The following is a 21,902-nucleotide window of genomic DNA, read 5'->3' on the forward strand; positions in this document are numbered from 1 at the left end:
CCCCGTCGGAGAGTTCCTATGACCAACCATCCCCCGATCGCCCGGCTGCGCGCCCTGCGCTCCGTCGAGCTGCTGACCCCGGCCTTCGCCGAGGCCACCGACTTCTACGAGGACGCCTGGGGCCTGGAGGTCGTCGAGTCCGAGCACAGCGCGAGCTGGCTGCGCGGCACCGGCGAGGAGCACCACGCCCTGCAGCTGTCCCGCTCCGAGCGCACCGGGCTCGGCCGGATCGTCTTCGCCGTGGCCACCCCGGCCGAGATCGACGAGGCGGCCCGCAGGCTGGAGGCGCGCGGTATCACGCCGGTGGCCGGTCCTGGCCCGCTCGACCAGGTCGGCGGCGGCTACGGCCTGCGCTTCCACGACCACGAGGGCCGCCTCATCGAGCTGTCCGCCGACACCTGGGCGGTCGCCCCGCGCGGCCGGGAGGCCGCCGTGCCGGTCGGCGTGACGCACACCGTCCTCAACACCCCCGACATCGACGCGGCCGTCGCCTTCTACTGCGACGTGCTCGGCCTGCGCGTCTCCGACTGGTCCGAGCACCAGATGGCGTTCCTGCGCTGCAACGCCGACCACCACTGCATCGCGTTCAACCAGGCCGAGTGGGTCTCCCTCAACCACGTGGCGTACGAGATGAGTTCGGTCGACCACTTCATGCGGGGCCTGGGGCGCCTTCGGCACCACGGGATCGTCCCGCAGTGGGGGCCCGGCCGGCACGGCCCCGGCAACAACACGTTCTCGTACTTCACCGATCCGACCGGCCTCGTCTGCGAGTACACCTCCGAGGTCGCGCAGGTCGTCGAGGACCGCTGGATCGCGAAGGTGTGGCGGCGGGTGCCGGAGCTGTCCGACCTGTGGGGCACGGCCGGGCCGCCGTCGAAGGAGATCCGCTGCCACATGGCCGGACGGCCGGAAGGAGAGCAGAAGTGACCAGGACCCTCAAGGTGGGGATCGTCGGCTGGGGCGCCATCGGCCGCGTCGTCGGCACTGCGCTCGCCGGACAGGACGTCCAGGGAGCCGAGTTGACGTGCGTCGTCGACAACCGGCCGCTCGGCGAGGCCGCGCCCGCGCCGCAGGTCCCCTTCGAGGAGGCCGTCGAGCGGTGCGACCTGATCGTGGAGGCCGCGGGCCAGGGTGTCGTACGGGAGTGGGCCGAGCGGGTCCTCACCTCCGGCACCGATCTGCTGATCGCCTCCACCGGGGCCCTCACCGACGACGAGCTGGCCAAGCGACTGCTCGCGGCCGGGCCCGGCCGGGTGTACTTCACGGGCGGCGCCGTCGGCGGACTCGACCTGCTGCAGGCCGTACGGCACCTCGGCCCCCTCGAAGACGTCCACCTCACCACCACCAAGCTGCCCTCGACCCTCGAACAGCCCTGGATGGACGAGGAGTTGCTCGCCCGGATGAGGTCGGCCACCGGCCCGGTCGAGGTCATGGCGGGCACCGCCCGGGACGTCCCGGTGAAGTTCCCCAAGTCGACCAACGTCGCGGCCTCGGTCGCGCTGGCCGTCGGCGACCTGGACGCTGTGCGGGTCCGGGTCGTCGCGGACCCGGGCGCGACCCGCACCCGGCACGTCGTCGAGGCCTCCGGCACGCACGGCGCGTACCGCTTCGAGGTGGCCCACGCCCCCGACCCGGGCAACCCGGCGACCAGCCAGGTCGTGCCGTACGCGGTACTGCGCTCACTCGCCGCGCTCGCCGGGCGGACGGGGCAGATTCTGTGACCGCCGTCCACCTGGAAGAGGCAGGCGCCGAAGGGCCGCTGCTGCTCTGTCTGCACGGCATCGGGTCGTCCTCGGCCGCCTTCGCGCCGCAGCTGGACGCCCTCTCCGCGTACGCCCGGGTGGTCGCCTGGGACGCTCCCGGATACGCCAAGTCCCCCGATTCCGAGGGCGAGTTGGACCTGGACGGTTTCGCGGACGCGGCGGCCGGGGTGATCCGCTCGTACGGGGAGCCCGCGCATGTCCTCGGCGTCTCCTGGGGCGGCGTGATCGCGCTGCGGCTCGCCGCCCGGCACCCGGACCTGGTGGCCTCGCTGATCGTCGCGGACTCCAGCGCCGGTTCCGGTACCGATCCGGAGAAGGCGGCGGGGATGCGCGCCCGCGCCGAGGAACTGGCCGAGCTGGGGCCGCGCGCCTTCGCCGAGCGGCGCGGGCCACGGCTCGTGTCGGACGAGGCGCCCGCCGCACTGGTCCAGCGGGTCGTCGACACCATGGCGGGCGCGGTACGACTGCCCGGCTACGGGCACGCCGCCGCGTCGATGGCCGCCGCCGACCTGCGCCCCGAACTGTCCGCCGTCACCGCGCCCACGCTCGTGGTCTGCGGCGACCGCGACACGGTCACCGGAGTCGAGGCCTCCCAGGCCCTCGCCGGGGGCCTGCACAAATGCGCCTACGTGATCGTCAAGGACGCCGGTCACCTGGCCAACCAGGAACAGCCCGAGCGGTTCAACGCCTGGGTCCTGTCCCACCTGCACATCGTCACGAACCAGCGAAGCACGCACCAGCGAAAGGGCTGAGCCATGCCTCTGACCACCACCGCGTACGACAACGGCGGCGACCTCGGCAAGTACACCGACTCGCTGATCGCCTCCAAGGAGTCCCGCGAGCCCGACTGGGGCACCCTCTCCTTCCAGGAGAAGGCGGGCCCGCAGTACAAGCGCGCGCAGATCCGGTACGTCGGCTCCGGCGCCACCGGCAACCACGAGGGCGACAACCGCATCCTGCCCTCCGGCGGCTTCACGTTCTCCAACATGCTGCTGCCCCCGGGCGCCGAGGGCCCGGCCCACACCCACCACGACGTGGAGGAGGCCTTCTTCGTCCTGGAGGGCGAGGTCCGCGTCGGCGTCCACCGCGGCCCCGACGAGGTCGAGTACCGCACACTCGGCTACCGCGACATGATCGTCGTCCCGGCCGGCGTGACCCGCTCACTGAAGAACGAGGGCGACACCGACGCCCTGTTCTGCGTCGTCATCGGCACGCAGAAGCCGCAGGTCCCGACGTACCCCGAGTACTCCCCGCTGTACGGGATCACCCGTGACTGAGCAGTCCCCCGACGGCCGCCTCGTCGTCGTGACCGGGGCGGGCCGTGGCCTGGGACTGGCCATGGCCCGCCGGGCGGGCGCGGACGGCTTCCGGGTCGTCGTCGCCGAGCTGGAGCAGGAGCGCGGCGAGGCGGCCACGGCGGAGCTGCGGGGCGAGGGCATCGACGCCCACTTCGTGCGCTGCGATGTCGCCGACCCGGCCTCGGTCGCCGAACTCGCCGCAACCGCAAGGGAATTGGGCGGGCTCTACGGTCTCGTCAACAATGCCGCGCTCGCCAACGGGGTGGGCGGCAAGGAGTTCCAGGACATCGACATCGAGACCTGGGACCGCCTGATGACGGTCAACGCGCGCGGCCCCTGGCTCGTCGCCAAGGCCCTGCACCCGCACTTCGGCCCGGTCGGGCGGATCGTGAACATCGCCTCGGACGCGGCCCTCTACGGCTCGCCCCGGCTCGCCCACTACATCGCGTCCAAGGGCGCCGTCATCGCCCTCACCCGGGCCATGGCGCGGGAGCTGGGCGAGCGCGGCATCACCGTGAACGCCCTCGCGCCCGGCCTCACCGAGTGCGAGGCGACCGAGACGGTCCCCGAGGAGCGGCATGGCCTGTACGCCGCGAACCGGGCGATCTCCCGGCCGCAGCAGCCGGACGACCTGGTCGGGCTCGCCGCGTTCCTCCTCTCCGAGGAGTCCCGCTATCTCACCGGACAGGTGGTCGCCGTCAACGGCGGCTTCACCATGCACTGAACCAACTGACGTACTGGAGACGGAACTTATGGATCTGGGCCTCGCCGACCGGACCTACGTGGTCACCGGAGGCAGCTCGGGCGTCGGCCTGGCCACGGTCCGCGCCCTGCTCGACGAGGGCGCGAACGTCGCCACCTGCGGCCGCGACGCCGAGCGCCTGAAGCGCGCCGGGGAGCACGAGCGGCTCTTCACCGCGGTGTGCGACGTACGGGACGCCGCCGCCGTAAGGGAGTTCGTACGCGGCTCCGCCGACGCGTTCGGCGGGCGCGTGGACGGCCTGGTCAACAACGCCGGGCAGTCCCGCATGAAGCGCCTGGACGACACGACCGCGGACGACTGGCGCGACGAGCTGGAGCTGAAGTTCGCGGGCGTCCTCCACCCGCTGCAGGCGGCCCGCGGACATCTGAGGGCCTCGGACGCGGCGTCCGTCGTCAACGTCAACGCCGTCCTCGCCAAGCAGCCCGAGCCCCGCCTCATCACGACCAGCGCCGCCCGCGCCGGCATCCTCAACCTGTCCAAGTCTCTTGCCCAGGAGCTGGCTTCGGACGGCATCCGGGTCAACTCGGTCTGCCTGGGCCTGGTCGACACCGGCCAGTGGACCCGCCGGCACGCGGCCGCCGACTCCGGGCTCTCGTACGAGGACTGGCAGGCGGAGCTGGCCGCGGACCGGGGCATCGCGCTCGGGCGGCTCGGCCGGGCCGAGGAGGTCGCGTACGCGATCGTCGCGCTGCTCTCGCCGCGGGCCTCGTACATCACCGGAACCAGCATCGACGTCTGCGGCGGAGTCGGCCGCGGCATTCTCTGAGGGGTACTGCTGCATGCGTTACGACCATGGGGGCGCGCTCCTCGTCGCCGTCCTGAGGGAACTCGGCATCGACACGGTCTTCGGGATCGTCTCGGTGCACAATCTGCCGCTGGTCGAGGCCGTCGACCGCGAGCTGCGCTTCGTACCCGTCCGGCACGAGGCGACCGCCGTGAACGCGGCCGACGCGTACGGCCGGGCCCGCGGCGGACTCGGCTGCGCGCTGACGTCGACGGGCACGGGTGCGGGCAACGCGGCCGGTTCGCTGGTCGAGGCACTGGCCTCGGGAACGTCCGTCCTGCACGTCACCGGCCAGGTCGAGACCGAGTTCCTGGGCAGCGGCCGTGGCTTCATCCACGAGACCAAGGACCAGCTGGGCATGCTGACCGCGGTCTCGAAGTACGCCGCGACCGTGCGCTCCGCCGGCGAGGCGGGCCGGGTCCTGCGCGAGGCGGCGGCCGCCGCGCTCGCCGCGCCGGGCGGCCCGGCGAGTGTCGAGTGGCCGATCGACCTGCAGTACGCGGCCCAGACGGACGCGCCGGATGCGCCGCCCGCGGAGCCCTCCCCGGCCGCCCCCGACCCCGCCCAAATCGCCTCCGCAGCAAAGCTGTTGTCCTCCGCTCGGCGTCCGCTGATCTGGGCGGGCGGCGGCGCGGTGCGGGCCCGTACCGAACTGGCCGCGCTCGTAGAGGCCACCGGCGCCGGGCTACTCACCTCCAACTCGGGGCGCGGCAGCGTCCCCGAGGACCACCCGCAGGTCGTCGGCAACTTCGCCACCACCCCCGCGGGCCGCGCCCTGCTCGCCGACGCCGACCTGCTCCTGACCGTGGGCACGCACTTCCGCTCCAACGAGACGGCCGACTACGGGCTGCGGATTCCGGAGCAGCACATCCAGATCGACATCGACGCGGCGGCGCTCGGCCGCGTCTACCCGGCCACGCACGCCCTGCACGGCGACGCGGCCGACACGCTGGGGGCCCTGCTGCCGCACGCCCGCCGCGCCGAGCCCGCGTGGACGGAGCGGGTCGGCCAGGTGCGTACGGAGGTCCGGTCGGCCCTGCACGACAACCTCGGCCCGCAGGCCGCGATCTGCGACGCGCTGCGGGCGGCGCTCCCCCGGGACGCCGTGGTCGCCCGTGACGTCACGATCGCGTCCAGCAGCTGGGGCAACCGCCTCCTGGAGATGTACGACCCGAGGGCGAACGTCTTCCCGCGCGGGGGCGGCATCGGGCAGGGCCTCGGCATGGGCATCGGGGCCGCGCTCGCCGCCCCGGACCGGCCGACGGTCGTGATCGCCGGCGACGGCGGCCTCGCGGTCCACCTCGGCGAACTCCTCACCCTGGCCCAGGAGCGCCCGTGCCTGACCCTGCTGGTCTTCAACGACGGCGGCTACGGCGTGCTGCGCAACATGCAGGACCGGTACGCGGACCGCCGCTCCGGTGTCGACCTGGCCACGCCCGACTTCGAACTCCTGGCCCGCGCCTGCGGGTTGCCGTATCTGCGGATCGCGGACGCCGAGCACGCCGCGCCGGTAATCGACCAGGCCGTGGCCTCCGACGGGCCGGTGCTCGTCGAGGTGGACCTGGCGGCGCTCGGCCCGATGAAGAACCCATTCACCCCGCCCGTCAAGATCCCCGCCGCGTAGGGAGGCCGCCATGAGCGAAGAACGTCAACTGGAGCTGCTGGTACGGCGGATGACCTGGGAGGCCGAGGGCGTCCTGTCCGTCGAGCTCGTCCACCCGGACGGAAAGCCGCTGCCCGCCTGGGCGCCGGGTGCGCACATCGACGTGCACGTGGGCGGGCAGATCCGCCAGTACAGCCTGTGCGGCGACCCGGCCGCGTGCGGCTCGTACCGCATCGGTGTCCTCGACGCGCCGTCCTCGCGCGGCGGTTCGCGCCATGTGCACACCGTGCTGCGGCCCAGCCAGCGGGTCACCGTGTCGGAGCCGCGCAACCACTTCGCCCTGGAGGAAGCCGCCGGGTACGTGTTCCTCGCGGGCGGCATCGGCGTCACCCCGATCCTCGCCATGGCCCGCGAGGCCGCCCGGCGCGGGGCCGCGTGGCGGATGGTGTACGGCGGCCGCAGCCGCGCCTCGATGGCCTTCGCCGACGAACTGGCCGCGTTCGGCGGCGACTTGACCCTCGTACCGCAGGACGAGCAGGGCCATATCGATCTGGCCGCCGCGCTCGCGGAGCTGCCGGAGGGCACGCTCGTGTACTGCTGCGGGCCCGAGCCGCTGCTCGCCGCCGTGGAGGCCGCCTGCCCGGCGGAGGTCCTGCGGGTGGAGCGGTTCGCGGCTCCGGTCGTCGAACGCGTCGCGGACGACGGGGAGTTCGAGGTGGAGTGCCGCGCGTCCGGGCTCACCCTGACCGTCGGACCCGACACCTCGATCCTGGAGGCCGCCGAGCAGGCCGGCCTGACCGTGGAGAGCTCCTGCCGCGACGGCATCTGCGGCTCCTGCGAGACCCGGGTGCTCGACGGCACACCCGACCACCGCGACTTCCTCCTCTCCGAAGCCGAGCACGCCGCGAACGCCTCGATGATGATCTGCGTCTCGCGCTGCGCGTCCGGCCGCCTCGCCCTCGACCTCTAGCCCCTGGGAGCACCCGACATGAACACCGCAGAGACCTGGCCGTACCTGGACGTGCACCAGTCCCGTACGCGCGAGCCGTCCCCGTACGAGTACAAGCTGGCCGCCACCCTCGAAGAGGTCTTCACCAAGGAAGGCCATGAACTCGCCGATGTCGTGCGGGGGTTGAACGCCCGCCAGGTCCCCGCGCCCGACGGCACCCCGTGGACCGAGGACTCCTTCCGCGCCGAGATGCACCGACTGGGAGCGTGACCACCATGACCCTGACCCTGACCCTGACCGCTGACCAGATCTACGCGACCGGCCTGCGCGGCCAGTGGCACCCGGTCTGCCCCTCCGACTTCGTCGCCCCGGGTGCGATGCACAAGGTCACCGTCCTCGGCGAGCAGTGGCTGCTGTTCCGCCGCTCCGACGGCACCCTGAGCATGCTCGCCGACCGCTGCCCGCACCGCGGCGCCCCGCTCTCCCTCGGCAAGCACCTGGGCGACCGGGTGGCGTGCTGGTACCACGGCGTGGAGGTCGAGACCGACGGCACGGTGTCGTCGGTGCCCGGGCTGCCCGGCTGCAACCTGGAGGGCAAGCAGCTCGTCCGCTCCCTTCCGGTACGGGAGGTCGCGGGTGCGGTCCTCGCGTACTTCGGCTCCGAACAGCAGCCGCAGCCGGTCGAGTTGACGCTCCCCGAGCCGCTCACCGACCCGGACATCGACGCGTTCCTCTGCTACGCGGAGTGGAACGTGCCGTGGCGGTACGCGGTGGAGAATCTGCTCGACCCGATGCACGGGGCGTTCCTGCACCACGACTCGCACACCATGTTCGAGGGCGACACGACCGCCAAGTTCCGCATCCGGGAGACCGACCGCGGCTACTTCTTCGAGAAGACCGACCAGCGGGGCGTCAACTTCGACTGGGTGGAGCTGTGCCGCACGGGCGTGGACTGGGTGGACCTGTCCATCCCGTACCCGCCGTCGGCGGGTCCCGGCGGCCCGTTCGGGATCGTCGGCATGGTCCGCCCGGTCGACGAGGAGCGCTGCGCGGTGTTCTTCTGGCGCTACCGCAAGGTCCAGGGCTGGCAGCGCGACAGCTGGCGCTTCCTCTACCGGACGCTGATCGAGGAGCGCCACTGGGCCGTCCTGGAGCAGGACCGCGTGATGCTGGAGGCGATGCCGTCCGACGCGGACCAGCAGGAGAACCTCTACCAGCACGACCTGGGCGTGGTGCGGCTGCGGAGGCTCTACCGAGCGGGGGCGGAGTCGCAGGCGGTCCCGGCCGGCTGACCTGACGGTTCCCCGTGCCTCTTCAGGGGCGCGGGGAACTGCACGCTCAGCCCACGACCAGGCGCGGACCGGACTCCGCGGAAACCCCCGCGGCGAACCCGGCTCACCCCTCGTCCGGCACCGCCGTCTCCTCGATGGACCGCTCCAACTTGGACAGCAACCGAGCCAGTTGACGGCACTCCGCAGGAGACAGTCCGGCCAGCATGCGGCGCTCGTTGTCCAGGTGCTCCGCGAACACCTCGTCGACCTTGGCCAGACCGGCGTCCGTGAGCCGCGAGTACACGACGCGCCGGTCGTCGGCGTCCCGCTCCCGCACGATGAGCCCGTCCTTCTCAAGCCGGTCGATCCGCAGCGTCACCCCGGCCGACGAGACGAGCCCCGAGTCGGCCAACTGCCCGGCCGTGAGCCGGTACGGCGCTCCCGCGCGGCGCAGCGCCGTCAGTACGTCGAACCCGGCCACCGCCAGGCCGTGCCGGTCGATCGCGGAGGTCAGCCGGGTGTTGTAGCGCAGGAAGGTGCGGTGCAGCCGTGCGAGGACCTCCAGGGGCGAGGTGTCGAGCTCGGGCCGCTCGCGCGCCCAGTCCTCGATGATCGACGCGACCGCGTCCTTGCGGACGGCCCCGTTCTTCCCGGCGTTCTTCCCGGCGTTCTTCCCCGTCATGTGCGACTGCCTGCCTTCCCCTCGTGGCCGCTCCGTCGAGCCGCCGAAGAAACCTTAGCCCTGAAACACATACGCCCTCCCCCCACCCGGGGTCATAATGAGGCCGATACATCGGATGTCTACCGGCGCGCACGGCCTCGGCGAGGATGCGGCGAGGACGCGGGCGTGCCGACGGGTCGAGGCGGGGGCACCATGGCGGTCACGGACGAGGCGATCGAGAAGATCAAGGGCATGATCGTCTCCGGCGCGCTGCGCCCCGGCGACCGCCTGCCCAAGGAGAGCGAACTCGCCGCCGACCTGGGCCTCTCCCGCAACTCCCTGCGCGAGGCGGTGCGCGCCCTCGCCCTGATCCGCATCCTCGACGTACGCCAGGGCGACGGCACGTACGTCACCAGTCTCGACCCCCAACTCCTCCTGGAGGCCCTGAGCTTCGTCGTCGACTTCCACCGCGACGACACGGTCCTGGAGTTCCTCGCCGTCCGCCGCATCCTGGAACCGGCGGCCACGGCGATCGCCTGCAAGCAGATCGGCGACGCCGAACTGGACGCCCTGGAGGCCCAGTTGGACGCCCTCGGCACGGCCCCGTCGGTCGAGGAGCTGGTCGCGTCCGACCTGGAGTTCCACCGCGGCATCGTGCAGGCCTCCGGCAACTCGGTGCTCTGCTCGCTGCTCGACGGCCTGTCCGGGCCGACGACCCGGGCCCGGGTCTGGCGCGGCCTCACCCAGGAGGACGCGGTCAGCCGGACCCTGCACGAACACCGCATGATCCTCACCGCGCTCCGCGACCGCGACGCCGAGGCGGCCCGCTCCTGGGCGACGGTGCACATCGCGAGCGTCGAGCAGTGGCTGCGCTCGACGCTGTGAGCGCCGTCACCAGCACCACTCCCCCACCCACCTCGCACAGTTGACCATCCACGGCTCGGACGAATAGACCTCTGCGCTGAGGCGTATGCATCACTTCTGGCGTGCCAGGGGCATGCAAGGGGGCTGCGGAGGCCCCCCGCGGACGCCGTAAGGTTGGGGCGTACGCGAGTGGGGTCCCTCCCAGACCCTCAAGGCTCTGGGGGAACGTCGGAAGGAGGCGCTGGGTGATCGAGCTCGAGGGGGTTCCCGAGCTGGTCGACCCGGTCATGGTGGCCGCGTTCGAGGGCTGGAACGACGCAGGCGACGCCGCCTCCACCGCGGTCGCACACCTGGACCGGGAGTGGAAGGGCGAGGTGTTCGCCGCCCTCGACGCCGAGGACTACTACGACTTCCAGGTCAACCGTCCCACGGTGTGGCTGGACGGCGGCGTCCGCAAGATCACCTGGCCGACGACCCGCCTGTCCGTCGTCCGGGTCGGCGGTGACAAGCCGCGCGACCTCGTCCTGGTGCGCGGCATCGAGCCGTCCATGCGCTGGCGCTCGTTCTGCAACGAACTCCTCGGCTTCGCCCACGAACTGGGCGTCGAGCTCGTGGTGATCCTGGGCGCCCTGCTCGGCGACACCCCGCACACCCGCCCCGTCCCGGTCAGCGGCGTCACGTCCGACCCGGACCTGGCCCGCACGATGAACCTGGAGGAGACGCGGTACGAAGGCCCCACCGGCATCGTCGGCATCCTCCAGGAGGCCTGCACGCACGCGGGTGTCCCCGCGGTCTCGCTCTGGGCGGCCGTCCCGCACTACGTCTCGCAGCCGCCCAACCCGAAGGCGACCCTGGCCCTCCTGAACCGCCTGGAGGACCTGATCGACCTGCGCATCCCGCTCGGCGAGCTGGCCGAGGACGCGCGCGCCTGGCAGCTGGGCGTGGACCAGCTGGCGGCCGAGGACAGCGAGGTCGCGGAGTACGTGCAGAGCCTGGAGGAGGCCCGCGACACGGCGGAGCTGCCCGAGGCGTCCGGCGAGGCGATCGCCCGCGAGTTCGAGCGCTACCTCCGTCGGCGTGACGGCGGCCCGGCGGGCCCGGGGCACGCGACGGACGGCAGCGACGCGGGCCCGTTCCTGCGCGACACCGCGAGCGACCGCACGCGCCCGCCGAAGCCGCTGCCCCAGGAGCCCAAGGCACAGCCGGAGCCACCGGAGGACGACGAGCCCTCCGATGACGACGAGCAGGGCGACAATTGAGCCCCTCTGGGGGCACCTCCCAGCGATAGCTGGGGGAGATTGAGGAGCGGGGTCCGGGGCAGAGCCCCGAAGCGCCGCAGGCTTTCGGGAAGGGGCGGGGCGGGGAAAGCAAAAGAAGGCGCCGGACGAGTCGAACTCGTCCGGCGCCTTTGCCTACGCAGGTACTACAGCGCCACACCAAGGAGCGCGTCGACGGCGCGGGACACCACACCGGGCGCCCCCTCGTCCGTACCGCCCTCGGAGGCCTGGAGCGCGGCCCAGCGGTCGACGGCCGCGAGCGCCTTCGGGGCGTCGAGGTCGTCGGACAGGGCCTCGCGGATCTCCTCGACGAGCGCCTCGGCGGCCGGGCCGTCGGGCCGGGAGACGGCGGCGCGCCAGCGGCCCAGGCGGTCCACGGCGTCCTGGAGGACCTGGTCGGTCCACTCCCAGTCGGCGCGGTAGTGGTGGGCGAGGAGCGCGAGCCGGATCGCGGCCGGGTCGACGCCGTCGCGGCGCAGCTTCGAGACGAAGACCAGGTTGCCCTTGGACTTCGACATCTTCGCGCCGTCCAGACCGACCATCCCCGCGTGCACGTACGCCTTCGCGAAGGGGTGCTCTCCGGTGAGGACCTGGGCGTGCGAGGCGCCCATCTCGTGGTGCGGGAAGGCCAGGTCGGAGCCTCCGCCCTGGACGTCGAAGCCCATGCCGAGGTGGTCCAGGGCGATGGCGACGCACTCGATGTGCCAGCCGGGCCTGCCGCGGCCGAGGCTGGCGCCGTCCCAGCTGGGCTCGCCCTCGCGGGCGGCCATCCACAGCATCGGGTCGAGGGGGTTCTTCTTGCCGGGGCGCTCCGGGTCGCCGCCGCGCTCCGCGGAGAGCGCCTTCATGGCGGCGGCGTCGAGGCGGGAGACCTCGCCGAAGTGGGCGTCCGACTCGACGGAGAAGTAGACGTCGCCCTCGAGTTCGTAGGCGGCGCCCATGTCACGCAGTCGCTCGACCAGCGGGACGATCCCGGGTATGGCCTCGACGGCGCCTATGTACTGCTGCGGGGGCAGCATCCGCAGGGCGGTCATGTCCTCGCGGAAGAGTGCGGTCTCGCGCTCCGCGAGCCCGGTCCAGTCGACGCCGTCGCGCACGGCCCGCTCCAGGAGCGGATCGTCCACGTCGGTCACGTTCTGGACGTAGTGAACCTGCCGCTTGGTGTCGAGCCACACGCGCTGAACGAGGTCGAACGCGTTGTAGGTCGCCGCGTGACCCATGTGGGTCGCGTCGTACGGCGTGATGCCGCAGACGTAGATACGGGCGACGGGACCGGGGTCAAGGGCGATGCGCCCACCGGTCGCGGTGTCGTGGATCCTGAGGTCGCGGCCCTTGCCGGGCAGGGCGGGGACCTCGGAAGCGGGCCAGGCATGCATGCTTCGAGACTAACCGGACGCGCCTTCCGGATACGAACCGGACCGGATCTTCTGGCCGGGAAGGCCCTCTTGCGTCTCGGCCGCCGATGTGCCGCGCCGCTCCACCACCCCGGCCCCACCCGTCGCCGAGGGCAGAGCTCACACGGGCGGCCACGGAATCGCCGGCCACGATCCGTTCGGCACCGGGTGCACCCCGGACCGCAGCAATTCGGCCACCCGTTCGCGTACGGCGTGCACCTCGGCCGGAGTGATCAACTCCACGAGCCGGTTCGCGAGCGGCGCCCCCTCGGCCAGGTCCCGCGCGAGGGCGGCGAGGACGTCGACGGCCTCCGCGGTCAGCGGCTCGCCGGCCCAGCCCCACAGCAGGGTGCGCAGCTTGTCGTCCACGTGGAAGGTGACGCCGTGGTCGATGCCGTACAGCGTGTCGCCGGGTGCGGGCAGCAGGTGGCCGCCTTTGCGGTCGGAGTTGTTGATCACGGCGTCGAGGACGGCGAGGCGGCGCAGGCGGGGGTCGTCGGCGTGCACGAGCAGGGCGGTGCGCCCCTCGCCGACCTCGGCGAAGCCGACGGCCTTCCAGCCCTCGCCGGGCTCCTCGCCGTCGACGAGCGCGAGGAGTTCGGGCGCGGAGTCCCCCTCCGACGGGGCGACCGGCTCGATCCACAGCTGGCACATGCCCTCGCCGTGCGGCCCGTCGCGCAGGACGGTCGGCGGTACGAGATCCCAGCCGGTGGCCCGCGACACCTCGTACGCGGCGACCTCGCGCTGGGCGAGCGTGCCGTCGGGGAAGTCCCACAGCGGACGCTCACCGGCGACCGGCTTGTACACGCAGTGCGCGCGGGCGCCCTCGTGCTCGACCGAGCAGTAGAGAACCGCGTTAGAGGCTTCGCGGATCCGTCCGAGCACGGTGAGTTCGCCGTGCGTCAGCAGATCGACGGCCTCCGCGCCTGCGGTCACAGGCCGCGCCGGTATCCGTTCTGACGCGGGCATACGTGTCCTTCCGGGTCGAGCGGCAGGCTGCACAGCGGGCACGGCGGACGGCCCGCGTTCACGACGTCGAGGGCGCGCTTGGCGAAGGCCCTGGCCTGCGCTCCGGAGAGCCGTACGCGCAGCATCGGCGGGCCGTTCTCGTCGTCTTGGAGCAGCCGCTCCTCGGCCTCGGCGAGGTCCTCGTCGTCGTCGGCGTCCAACTCGACCAGCGCCTGGGCCTCGACGACCATGCGCTGCTCCTCGCCGTCCCAGGCGAGCGCCATGGTGCCGACGCGGAACTCCTCCTCGACGGGGGCGTCGAGGGGCGCGCTGTCAGCGATCTCGCTGGGTGCGACGGCCGGCACGGGGGCGCTGCCGCCGCTGCGCCGCACGACCTCGTCGAGCAGCTCGTCCATCCGCTCGGCGAGCGCGGCCACCTGGGTCTTCTCCAGGGCAACGCTCGTGACCCGGCCACCGGCGGAGGCCTGCAGGAAGAACGTACGGCGCCCGGGGAGCCCGACCGTGCCGGCCACGAAACGTTCCGGCGGGTCGTAGAGGAACACCTGACGGGACACGTCCTGGCCTCTCCCTCGGTATCGGGTACTGCTGGTGTAAGTACTGCTGGCTGTCGGGCCTGCTGGCGTTGTCGGGCCTGCCGACTATCGGGTTCGACGGCTTGAAGTGCTGCGACCCGGGCCGCGGCCGACGTGGGTCACCCTACTGCGGGCGACGATCACGGTGCGCCCGCACCGCCCCCGACCGTCGCGTCGCCCCGCCCGGCGTCGGTCCCGTTGTCGCGCGGGGCGAGCCCGCCCAGGTCCCCGGTGTCCCCGAGGCGTACGAGGAAGGGGCGGAGCCGCGTGTACCGGATCACGGTGACCGAACAGGGCTCGACGGAGATCCGCTGGAACAGGTCGAGGTGGAGCCCCAGCGCCTCCGCGACGAGCGACTTGATGATGTCGCCGTGGGAGCACATCACATAGAGGGCGTCGGATCCGAAATCACGCTCCACGCGCGCGTTCCACTCCCGTACCGCCTCGGCGGCGCGGTGCTGCATGGCGCGCATGGACTCGCCGCCCGGGAAGGCGGCGGCGGAGGGGTGCTGCTGGACCACCTGCATGAGGGGTTCGTCGGCGAGCTCGGCGAGCTTGCGGCCCGACCAGTCGCCGTAGTCGCACTCGTTGACGCCCTCCTCGGTGTGCAGCGTGAGCTCCGGGCGGGCGGCGAGCAGCGGCTCAAGGGTCTGCCGGCAGCGCTCCAGGGGGCTGCTCACGGCCGTGGCGATCGGCAGATCGGCGAGCCGTCCCGGCAGGGCGGCGGCCTGGGCCGCGCCGCGCTCGTCGAGGACCACTCCCGGCGTCCGTCCGGCGAGCACGCCCGCGGTGTTGGCGGTGGACCGGCCGTGCCGGACAAGGATCAGGGTGGGCATGGCTGCCAGCGTAGGCGGACCTGGCCGCGGGGATGCGTACAGGCCCGGATCACGGGAGAATGCCCGCAATGATCGTGGACTGCGCCATCTATCGCGACGGCCGCCGCGCCGAGGGCCCGGAGGACTTCTCGACGGCCCTCGCGGAGGCCAGGGCCGGCGGGGACGCGTTCCTGTGGGTCGGCCTGCACGAGCCGACGGAGCGGGAGTTCGACCACGTCTCGGACGAGTTCGGCCTGCACCCGCTGGCCGTCGAGGACGCCCTCAAGGCGCACCAGCGGCCGAAGCTGGAGGTGTACGACGACTCGCTGTTCATGGTCCTGAAGCCGATCGTCTACGACGAGGCGGCGGACAGCATCAGCTCGGGCGAGCTGATGCTCTTCGTCGGGGACGCGTTCGTGGTGACGGTGCGGCACGGCGAAGGCGCACCGCTCGCGGCCGTACGCAAGCGCCTGGAGGCGGACCCGAAGGTACTGCGGCAGGGGCCGACGGCGGTGCTCTACGCGGTGAGCGACGCCGTGGTGGACCACTACATCGACGTGGCCGCCGAACTGCACCTGGATCTGGAGGGTCTGGAGGCGGAGGTCTTCGAGCCGACCGGCGGCGACACCCGGCACACAGCGGGCCGCATCTACAACTTCAAGCGCCAGGTTCTCGGGTTCCGCCGCGCCACCATGCCGTTGGCGGCCCCGATGACCCGGCTCGCGGGCGCGGCCGTGCCGTTCGTGCACGAGGAGTCGCAGCCGTTCTTCCGCGACGTCGCCGACCATCTGACCCGCGCCAACGAGAGCGTCGAGGGACTGGACCGCCTCGTCTCCGATGTCCTCTCCGCGCACCTGGCGCAGACCGGGGTGCGGCAGAACGACGACATGCGCAAGATCTCCGCGTGGGCCGCCATGGCCGCCGTCCCGACGATGGTCGCGGGCGTGTACGGCATGAACTTCGAGCACATGCCGGAACTGAAGCACGCCTGGGGCTACCCGGCCGTGGTGGCGCTCATGGCGGGTGCGGTGTACGGGCTCTACCGGCTGTTCAAACGCCGCGGCTGGCTGTAACCCGTCACAGGGTCCCGCTAGGCGTACTCGGGGGCCGAAGTCGCGGGCTCGCCAAGGGCGTTGCGCCGCTCCGGCATCCTCAGGGACACCATCCGCCGCCACCCGCCGCCCCGCTCGTAGGCGTGGACGGCGTGGATACCGGCCGCGAGCAGGGCCGCCTTGGGGCGGGGCCAGCCGAGGATGCGGCCCATGTGGGACATGACGGCGAGGCTCACATCGCGGTAGACGCGGATCTCGGCGTGCGCGGACTCGTGCAGGATCCGCTGGATCTCCCGGCCGTGCCCGGCGTACGCGAACCGCAGCAACTCCTCGTGGCAGTACGCGAGATGGTTGTCCTCGTCGTGGGAGATCATCTTGACGGCGCGGCCGATGTCGGGGTGGTCGGCGAAGTGTCTGCGGAGCAGGTCCATCTGCTCGGAGGCGCGCTGTTCGGTGACGCGGCTGTGGGCGAGGTACCTGATGATGTCCCGGTCGCCGAGCGGCCGCTCCGCCCTCAGCTGTTCATGCGCGAGGCCGATGCCGTTCCGCTCCAGGAGCATGGTGTAGTCGGTCTCCGGCGGGACCTCGCAGGGTTCGAGGCGGCGCTTCTTCAGGAGGGCGTTGAAGATCCGCCCGTGCTTGTCCTCGTCCGCCCCGTGCCTGCTGATCCTGGGGGCGAGGTCGCGTTGACTCTCCGGTACCAGCGCGGCGATCCGGCCGTTCTCCCAGCCCCCCTGAGACTCGCCGCCGGCCGCGATGGAGCAGAACAGCCGGAACGCCTCGTCGTCGTCGAGGATCTCGGAGAACAGGCTCTTGGCCGAAAGCATCACTGCCACCTCCTGGGGGCGCCCGCGAAGTGACCCCGCGAAGAACGAGTCAAATGCGGTGCGAGGCGGCGGGCAACTCGAGATGGTTCGTGCGCCTGGAGAGCGGGCGGGCAGGCAGGACTCCCCGGAGCCCGTCAGCGGACCGCGGCAGAGCCCGCCACCGCCCGCCAGAGCCCGTCGGAGGCGTAACCGACCGGCTTGTGCGGCGTTGTACGCAGTAACGGCCGTGGCGGGGAAGACCCCCCGAGCCCCCACCACGGCCGTAGAGACTTCCCCGGCGCTTCCCCGACGCCTCCACGACGCCTCCCGAACGCCTACCGGAGCACTCCCTAACGCTCCGGACTCCGGAAATCCCCCGCCTCAGGCCAGTCCGGCCCGCTCCAGCGCCTCGGTGCCCGCGCGCAGCGCGGCCAGCCGCTCGTCGAGCGTGAAGCCGGCCGGTGCGAGGGTCAGCGTCGTCACTCCGGCCTCCGCGTAGGCCTGCATGCGGTCGGCGATCCGCTCCACGGAGCCGAGCAGCGTGGTGGAGTCGATCAGCTGCTGCGGCACGGCGGCGGCCGCGCCGTCCTTGTCGCCGGACAGGTACTTGTCCTGGATCTCGGCGGCTTCCTTCTCGTACCCCATGCGCTGCGCGAGCTGGTTGTAGAAGTTCTGCTTGCGGCTGCCCATGCCGCCGACGTAGAGCGCGGTGTACGGGCGGAAGGTGTCGGCGAGGGCGCCCACAGCGCCGTCGTCGCCGAGCGCGAGCGGCAGCGTCGGGCACACGTCGAAGCCGTCCATCGTCAGCCCGGCCTTCTCGCGGCCCGCGCGGATGTGCTTGAGCGCGGTGTCCTCGATGTGCTCGGCGGCGGGAAAGATCAGCAGCGCGCCCTCGGCGATCTCGCCGGTCTGCTCCAGGTTCTTCGGGCCGATGGCCGCGATGTAGACCGGGATGTGCTCGCGGGCCGGATGCACGGTGAGCTTGATCGGCTTGCCGGGGCCGTCCGGCAGCGGCAGCGTCCAGTGCTCACCTTCGTACGAGAGACGCTCGCGGCTCATCGCCTTGCGGACGATGTCGACGTACTCGCGGGTGCGGGCCAGCGGCTTGTCGAACTTCACGCCGTACCAGCCCTCGGAGACCTGCGGTCCGGATACGCCGAGGCCGAGGCGGAAGCGGCCGCCGGAGAGGGAGTCGAGGGTGGCCGCCGTCATGGCGGTCATCGCCGGCTGCCGGGCCGGGATCTGGAAGATCGCGGAGCCGACGTCGATGCGCTCCGTCTGGGCGGCGACCCAGGAGAGCACGGTCGCCGCGTCCGAGCCGTACGCCTCGGCCGCCCAGCAGACCGAGTAGCCGAGCTTGTCCGCCTCCTTGGCGACGGCGAGATTGTCCGCGTCCATCCCGGCGCCCCAGTAGCCGAGGTTGATCCCGAGTCGCATGCGCCGAACCCCTTACCCATGAGTAACGTGCCTGTTGTCCGGACTCTAGCGCGCCGTGGTGCGATCCGTCAGCGGGTGGTTCTCCACGGGCTCCGGCGAAGGGTTATCCACAGGCCCACCCGGGTTCGGCACGTGAGCAGTAACCTCAGCGCCCATGGAGCAGAGGCATCTCGGCCGCACCGGCCTGCGCGTGTCCAGGATCGGCCTCGGCACCCTCACCTGGGGCCGTGACACCGACGAGCACGACGCCGCCCACCAGTTGAAGGTCTTCTGGGAGGCGGGCGGCACGCTCGTCGACACGGCGGACGTGTACGGCGGGGGCGAGGCGGAGTACGTCCTGGGGCAGCTCGTCGAGGGATTGGTGCCCCGGCGTGACCTGGTCATCGCCACCAAGGCGGGCAGCGTCCCCGATCCGGAGCGCCGCTTCGACGGTTCGCGCGGCCATCTGCTCGCTGCCCTGGACGCCTCGCTCCAGCGGCTCGGCACGGACTACGTCGACCTGTGGCAGGTGCACGCCTTCGACGCGTCGACGCCCCTGGAGGAGACCTTGCAGGCCCTGGACATCGCGGTCTCCAGCGGCCGCGCCCGCTACGCCGGGGTGTCCAACTTCTGCGGCTGGCAGCTCGCCAAGGCCGCCACCTGGCAGCTCGCGGCCCCGGGCGCGCGCACCCGCCTGGCCAGTACGCAGATGGAGTACTCGCTGCTGCAGCGCGGTGTGGAGCGGGAGGTGCTGCCGGCCGCGCTCGACCTGGGCGTCGGTCTGCTGCCCTCCTCGCCGCTCGGCCGGGGCGTGCTCACCGGCAAGTACCGCCACTCCACGCCCGCCGACTCGCGGGGCGCCTCCGAGCAGTTGGCGCCCTTCGTGGAGCCGTATCTCGACGAGGCGGCGGGCCGGGTGGTGGACGCGGTGGCGACGGCGGCGGACGGCCTCGCGGCCACACCGCTGCAGGTGGCCCTCGCGTGGGTGCGCGACCGGCCGGGGGTGGCCGCGCCGATCGTGGGCGCGCGCAACGCACAGCAGCTCACGGCCGCGTTGTCAGTGGAGAGCCTTAGTCTTCCTGACGAGATCTGCCGGGCTCTCGACGACGTGTCGGCGCCCGTGCACCGCTACCCCGACCAGGACTGGAGCACCCTGTGAGTACGGAGTCCGCCGCCCCGGACGAGACCGGCAGCACCACCCCCGAGCCGGCCGCGGAGGACGCCCTGCCCGAGACGCCCACGGAGGACGCCGCGGCCCCCGGCGGGGCGGCCCCCGGCGGGGCGGCCCCCGGCGGGGCGGCCCCCGGCGGGGGCGGCGCGGAGGGCTCGGACGGCGTCGAGGACGGCGCTGGGGAGGACGTTGCGGAGTCCTCCGCCGACGGCACCGACGGCACCGACGGCACCGACGGCACCGAGGAGGAAGCCGCCGCCCAACCCTCCGAAGCCGAGGCCGAGTTGACCGCCCAGCGGGAGCTCAGGGAGCGGATCGAGCGGCGCAAGGCCGAGCGGGACGCCCCGATCGAGAGCGGCACGAAACTCAGCGGCACGGCGGCCGACCTCCTGGCCGCCGTCCGCGCCGTGGAGAGCGGCGAGAAGCCGGCCGGAGCGGTCTTCGAGCCCGAGTCCGCACCCCGCCGCCCGGCCCCCGAGCCGGTCCGCGGGCCCGAGCGCCCGGCGCCGGTGAGCACCCCCGCGGGCCCCGCCGCCGAGGCCGTGGACGCGGTCCGCGCGGTCCTCACCGAAGGCGGTGCTCCCGCCGTGCTCGCCGAGCAGACGGCCACGGCCCTGGGCGACGGCGCCGAGGCCGTGCTGCGCGAGGACCCCTGGCAGCTCCTCCGGGTCACGGGCGTGCGCCCGGAGCAGGCCGACGGCTTCGCCCGCGCCCTGCTCGGCGACGCCTGCCGTCCGGACGACGAGCGCCGCGACCGCGCGGTCGCCGTCTGGCTCCTGGAGCAGGCGGCCGTCGCCGGCCACACCGCTCTGGACGCCCCGGCGCTCGAATCCACGCTCGGGCGGTACGGCGTGGCGGACGCCGACGCCGCCGTCCAGAGCGCGATCGCCGAGGGTGACCTGCTGGTCTTCCAGGACGCCCTGGAGAGCGCCCCGGGCGGCCCGCCCGCCCCCGCCGCCGCAGCACCCGAGCGCGAGGTCGAGGGCGAGGGCGAGGAGGCGGAAGAGCAGGAGCGCCCGGTCCGTGTCCTCGTCGGCCTCGAGCGCTACGCCATGGCGGAGGAGAGCCTCGCCGACGGCCTGGCCAGGGTGCTCAACTCCCTTGCCAAGGAGGAGAGTCCGCAGCAGTCCGCCCTGCTCGCGGCGGCCGGTTCCGCTCGCGGTTCGACGGCCGAGCTGATCCGTGCCGTCGCGGGCTCCAGCCTCGTCCTGCACACCGGAGGCGAGGAGGCCCGCGCCGAGCCCGCCGCCCTGGTGGCCGCCGCCGCAGCCGCCGGACTCCGGGTCTGCGCCGCCTCCCACACCCCGTACGGGAAGAGGACGTTCCGGCAGGCCATCGCCGCACGAACCGGTGCGGCACCCGGGTCCGCGGGGGCCGGGTCCGCGGGGGCCGGGTCCGCGGAGGCCGGGTCCACGCCGGGCGGGTCCACGCCGGGCGGCACCGCGGCAGGCGCCGCCGTGACCGTCGCCGAGTTGCTCTCCGGCGCGGAGGGCCCCGGCCGGGACGCCGAGGGCGCGTTCGACCTTGACCTGCTCGTGCTGCTCGACGCCCCGCAGCTGGACGTCGAGGGCGCGGCGATGCTCGTGGAGTCGCTGCCCGACGGTGCCCGGCTCGTGCTGAGCGGCGATCCGGGGACGCTGTGGTCGGCGGGCCCGGGGCGGGTCTTCGCCGATCTCCTCGGCGCCCGCGTCTGCCCCGTGGTGGTCTCGCGCGTCCCGGACGAGGGCCCGATCGGCGAGCTGGTCTCCGGCATCGGCATCGGCGAGCTGAACCAAGTGGCCGCGCCGGACAAGGAAGTTGTGATCGTCCCGGTGCGGGACGCGGGCGAGGCCGTGCACCGTACGGTGCAGCTCGTCGCCGAGTCGGTGCCCCGCGCCTTCGGCCTGCCCGCCGGCGCCACGCAGGTGATCACCGTGGGCCACGGCGGCGCCGCGGGCACCCGCGCGCTGAACGCCGCGCTGAAGGAGCGGCTCAACCCCGGCCCCGGCCGCTTCGGCGGCTTCGACCCCGGCGACCGGATCGCGTACTCCCCGGCGCCCGGCCGCACCGTCCTCGGCCAGGTGGTCCGGGCCGACGCGGACGGGCTGCACGTGGAGTGCGAGGGCAGACCGCTCGTCGTCCGCAAGGACCGGGTGGAGCAGGCCGTACGGCACGGCTGGGCGCTGACCGCTCAGCAGGCCGTCGGACAGCGCTGGCCCGCAGCCGTCGTCGTCCTGCCCGGTGACGCGGCCCAGGGGCTGACCAGAGCGTGGGTCTACACCGCGTTCGGGCGGGGCGAGCGGCATCTGTCGGTGGTGCACGGCGTGGAGCAGGCCCTCCCGCGCGCCGTGGCGGAGCGCCCGGCGAAGCCGCGTACGACCCGGCTGCAGACGCTGTTGCGTACGCAGGTCCCCGCGCCCGAGGCCACACCGGCCCAGGACGCCTGACCCCGCACGCACGGGGGCGCCCGACGGGAAGAACCCGTCGGGCGCCCG

General features: G+C 73.0%; 22 protein-coding genes. 15 read left to right on the forward strand and 7 right to left on the reverse strand.

All coding sequences use genetic code 11. The features are described from left to right. Window positions 1-18 precede the first annotated feature (18 nt). The 10 genes from QIT00_RS09970 to QIT00_RS10015 are packed head-to-tail and all read left to right on the forward strand — an operon-like array spanning window position 19 to window position 8,452. Window positions 19-927 carry a VOC family protein gene (locus QIT00_RS09970; RefSeq protein WP_282534800.1) on the forward strand — a complete coding sequence of 303 codons (909 nt, stop codon included), beginning with the start codon at window positions 19-21 and terminating at the stop codon, window positions 925-927. Next, on the forward strand, window positions 924-1,721 hold the full coding sequence (locus QIT00_RS09975) for an aspartate dehydrogenase domain-containing protein (protein WP_282534801.1): 798 nt from the start codon (window positions 924-926) through the stop codon (window positions 1,719-1,721). Before QIT00_RS09970 ends, QIT00_RS09975 begins: the two co-directional genes overlap by 4 nt. After that, window positions 1,718-2,515, forward strand: a complete 798-nt coding sequence (locus QIT00_RS09980; protein WP_282534802.1) for an alpha/beta fold hydrolase — start codon at window positions 1,718-1,720, stop codon at window positions 2,513-2,515. Before QIT00_RS09975 ends, QIT00_RS09980 begins: the two co-directional genes overlap by 4 nt. A 3-nt stretch (window positions 2,516-2,518) precedes the next feature. After that, entirely contained in the window at window positions 2,519-3,040 is a 522-nt protein-coding gene (locus tag QIT00_RS09985; protein WP_282534803.1) for a cupin domain-containing protein, read from the forward strand. Next, on the forward strand, window positions 3,033-3,785 hold the full coding sequence (locus QIT00_RS09990) for an SDR family oxidoreductase (protein WP_282534804.1): 753 nt from the start codon (window positions 3,033-3,035) through the stop codon (window positions 3,783-3,785). The genes QIT00_RS09985 and QIT00_RS09990 overlap by 8 nt, the downstream gene beginning before the upstream one ends. A 28-nt stretch (window positions 3,786-3,813) precedes the next feature. After that, window positions 3,814-4,590 carry an SDR family oxidoreductase gene (locus QIT00_RS09995; protein WP_282534805.1) on the forward strand — a complete coding sequence of 259 codons (777 nt, stop codon included), beginning with the start codon at window positions 3,814-3,816 and terminating at the stop codon, window positions 4,588-4,590. A gap of 13 nt (window positions 4,591-4,603) precedes the next feature. After that, window positions 4,604-6,232 (forward strand): thiamine pyrophosphate-binding protein, encoded by a 1,629-nt coding sequence (locus tag QIT00_RS10000; protein WP_282534806.1) that lies wholly within the window; start codon window positions 4,604-4,606, stop codon window positions 6,230-6,232. Between the two features lie 10 nt (window positions 6,233-6,242). Then, complete coding sequence (locus QIT00_RS10005) at window positions 6,243-7,181, forward strand: PDR/VanB family oxidoreductase (RefSeq protein ID WP_282534807.1); 939 nt, start codon at window positions 6,243-6,245, stop codon at window positions 7,179-7,181. 18 nt (window positions 7,182-7,199) lie between these two features. Then, the gene (locus QIT00_RS10010; protein WP_282534808.1) at window positions 7,200-7,430 is read left to right on the forward strand and encodes a recombinase-like helix-turn-helix domain-containing protein; all 231 of its coding nucleotides are present in this window, start codon (window positions 7,200-7,202) and stop codon (window positions 7,428-7,430) included. A gap of 5 nt (window positions 7,431-7,435) precedes the next feature. After that, window positions 7,436-8,452: an aromatic ring-hydroxylating oxygenase subunit alpha gene (locus QIT00_RS10015; RefSeq protein ID WP_282534933.1), complete on the forward strand. Its 1,017-nt coding sequence runs from the start codon at window positions 7,436-7,438 to the stop codon at window positions 8,450-8,452. Between the two features lie 103 nt (window positions 8,453-8,555). Here the strand turns inward: QIT00_RS10015 and QIT00_RS10020 are convergent, their stop codons facing one another. Continuing rightward, the gene (locus tag QIT00_RS10020) at window positions 8,556-9,113 is read right to left on the reverse strand and encodes a MarR family winged helix-turn-helix transcriptional regulator (RefSeq protein ID WP_282534809.1); all 558 of its coding nucleotides are present in this window, start codon (window positions 9,111-9,113) and stop codon (window positions 8,556-8,558) included. A 192-nt stretch (window positions 9,114-9,305) separates the two neighbouring features. On the opposite strand from QIT00_RS10020, the gene QIT00_RS10025 reads away from it, so the two are divergent. Together QIT00_RS10025 and QIT00_RS10030 are read left to right on the forward strand one after the other, a co-directional pair. Then, window positions 9,306-9,977: a FadR/GntR family transcriptional regulator gene (locus tag QIT00_RS10025; protein ID WP_282534934.1), complete on the forward strand. Its 672-nt coding sequence runs from the start codon at window positions 9,306-9,308 to the stop codon at window positions 9,975-9,977. A 224-nt stretch (window positions 9,978-10,201) separates the two neighbouring features. Then, complete coding sequence (locus tag QIT00_RS10030) at window positions 10,202-11,215, forward strand: PAC2 family protein (RefSeq protein WP_282534810.1); 1,014 nt, start codon at window positions 10,202-10,204, stop codon at window positions 11,213-11,215. 164 nt (window positions 11,216-11,379) lie between these two features. Here the strand turns inward: QIT00_RS10030 and mshC are convergent, their stop codons facing one another. The 4 genes from mshC to QIT00_RS10050 all read right to left on the reverse strand — a co-directional run bounded on the left by mshC (window position 11,380) and on the right by QIT00_RS10050 (window position 15,004). Continuing rightward, window positions 11,380-12,609: a cysteine--1-D-myo-inosityl 2-amino-2-deoxy-alpha-D-glucopyranoside ligase gene (gene mshC / locus QIT00_RS10035; protein WP_282534811.1), complete on the reverse strand. Its 1,230-nt coding sequence runs from the start codon at window positions 12,607-12,609 to the stop codon at window positions 11,380-11,382. A gap of 138 nt (window positions 12,610-12,747) precedes the next feature. Next, window positions 12,748-13,596, reverse strand: coding sequence for an SCO1664 family protein (locus QIT00_RS10040; RefSeq protein WP_282534812.1), 849 nt, complete (start codon window positions 13,594-13,596; stop codon window positions 12,748-12,750). Then, window positions 13,560-14,150 (reverse strand): DUF3090 domain-containing protein, encoded by a 591-nt coding sequence (locus QIT00_RS10045; RefSeq protein WP_282534813.1) that lies wholly within the window; start codon window positions 14,148-14,150, stop codon window positions 13,560-13,562. The genes QIT00_RS10040 and QIT00_RS10045 overlap by 37 nt, the downstream gene beginning before the upstream one ends. 158 nt (window positions 14,151-14,308) lie before the next feature. After that, window positions 14,309-15,004: a histidine phosphatase family protein gene (locus tag QIT00_RS10050; protein WP_282534814.1), complete on the reverse strand. Its 696-nt coding sequence runs from the start codon at window positions 15,002-15,004 to the stop codon at window positions 14,309-14,311. Between the two features lie 59 nt (window positions 15,005-15,063). On the opposite strand from QIT00_RS10050, the gene corA reads away from it, so the two are divergent. Then, entirely contained in the window at window positions 15,064-16,056 is a 993-nt protein-coding gene (gene corA, locus QIT00_RS10055; RefSeq protein ID WP_282534815.1) for a magnesium/cobalt transporter CorA, read from the forward strand. A 17-nt stretch (window positions 16,057-16,073) separates the two neighbouring features. Here the strand turns inward: corA and QIT00_RS10060 are convergent, their stop codons facing one another. Then, window positions 16,074-16,862 (reverse strand): ferritin-like domain-containing protein, encoded by a 789-nt coding sequence (locus QIT00_RS10060; protein ID WP_282534816.1) that lies wholly within the window; start codon window positions 16,860-16,862, stop codon window positions 16,074-16,076. Between the two features lie 360 nt (window positions 16,863-17,222). After that, window positions 17,223-18,278 carry an LLM class F420-dependent oxidoreductase gene (locus QIT00_RS10065; protein ID WP_282534817.1) on the reverse strand — a complete coding sequence of 352 codons (1,056 nt, stop codon included), beginning with the start codon at window positions 18,276-18,278 and terminating at the stop codon, window positions 17,223-17,225. A gap of 154 nt (window positions 18,279-18,432) precedes the next feature. Here QIT00_RS10065 and QIT00_RS10070 point away from each other — a divergent pair, with 154 nt between their 5' ends. Next, window positions 18,433-19,416 (forward strand): aldo/keto reductase, encoded by a 984-nt coding sequence (locus QIT00_RS10070; RefSeq protein ID WP_282534818.1) that lies wholly within the window; start codon window positions 18,433-18,435, stop codon window positions 19,414-19,416. After that, the gene (locus QIT00_RS10075) at window positions 19,413-21,854 is read left to right on the forward strand and encodes a helix-hairpin-helix domain-containing protein (protein WP_282534819.1); all 2,442 of its coding nucleotides are present in this window, start codon (window positions 19,413-19,415) and stop codon (window positions 21,852-21,854) included. The genes QIT00_RS10070 and QIT00_RS10075 overlap by 4 nt, the downstream gene beginning before the upstream one ends. The last annotated feature ends 48 nt before the right edge of the window (window positions 21,855-21,902 follow it).

It is taken from the genome of Streptomyces luteolus, from assembly GCF_029968015.1.
GTDB classification, from domain to species: Bacteria; Actinomycetota; Actinomycetes; order Streptomycetales; family Streptomycetaceae; genus Streptomyces; species Streptomyces luteolus.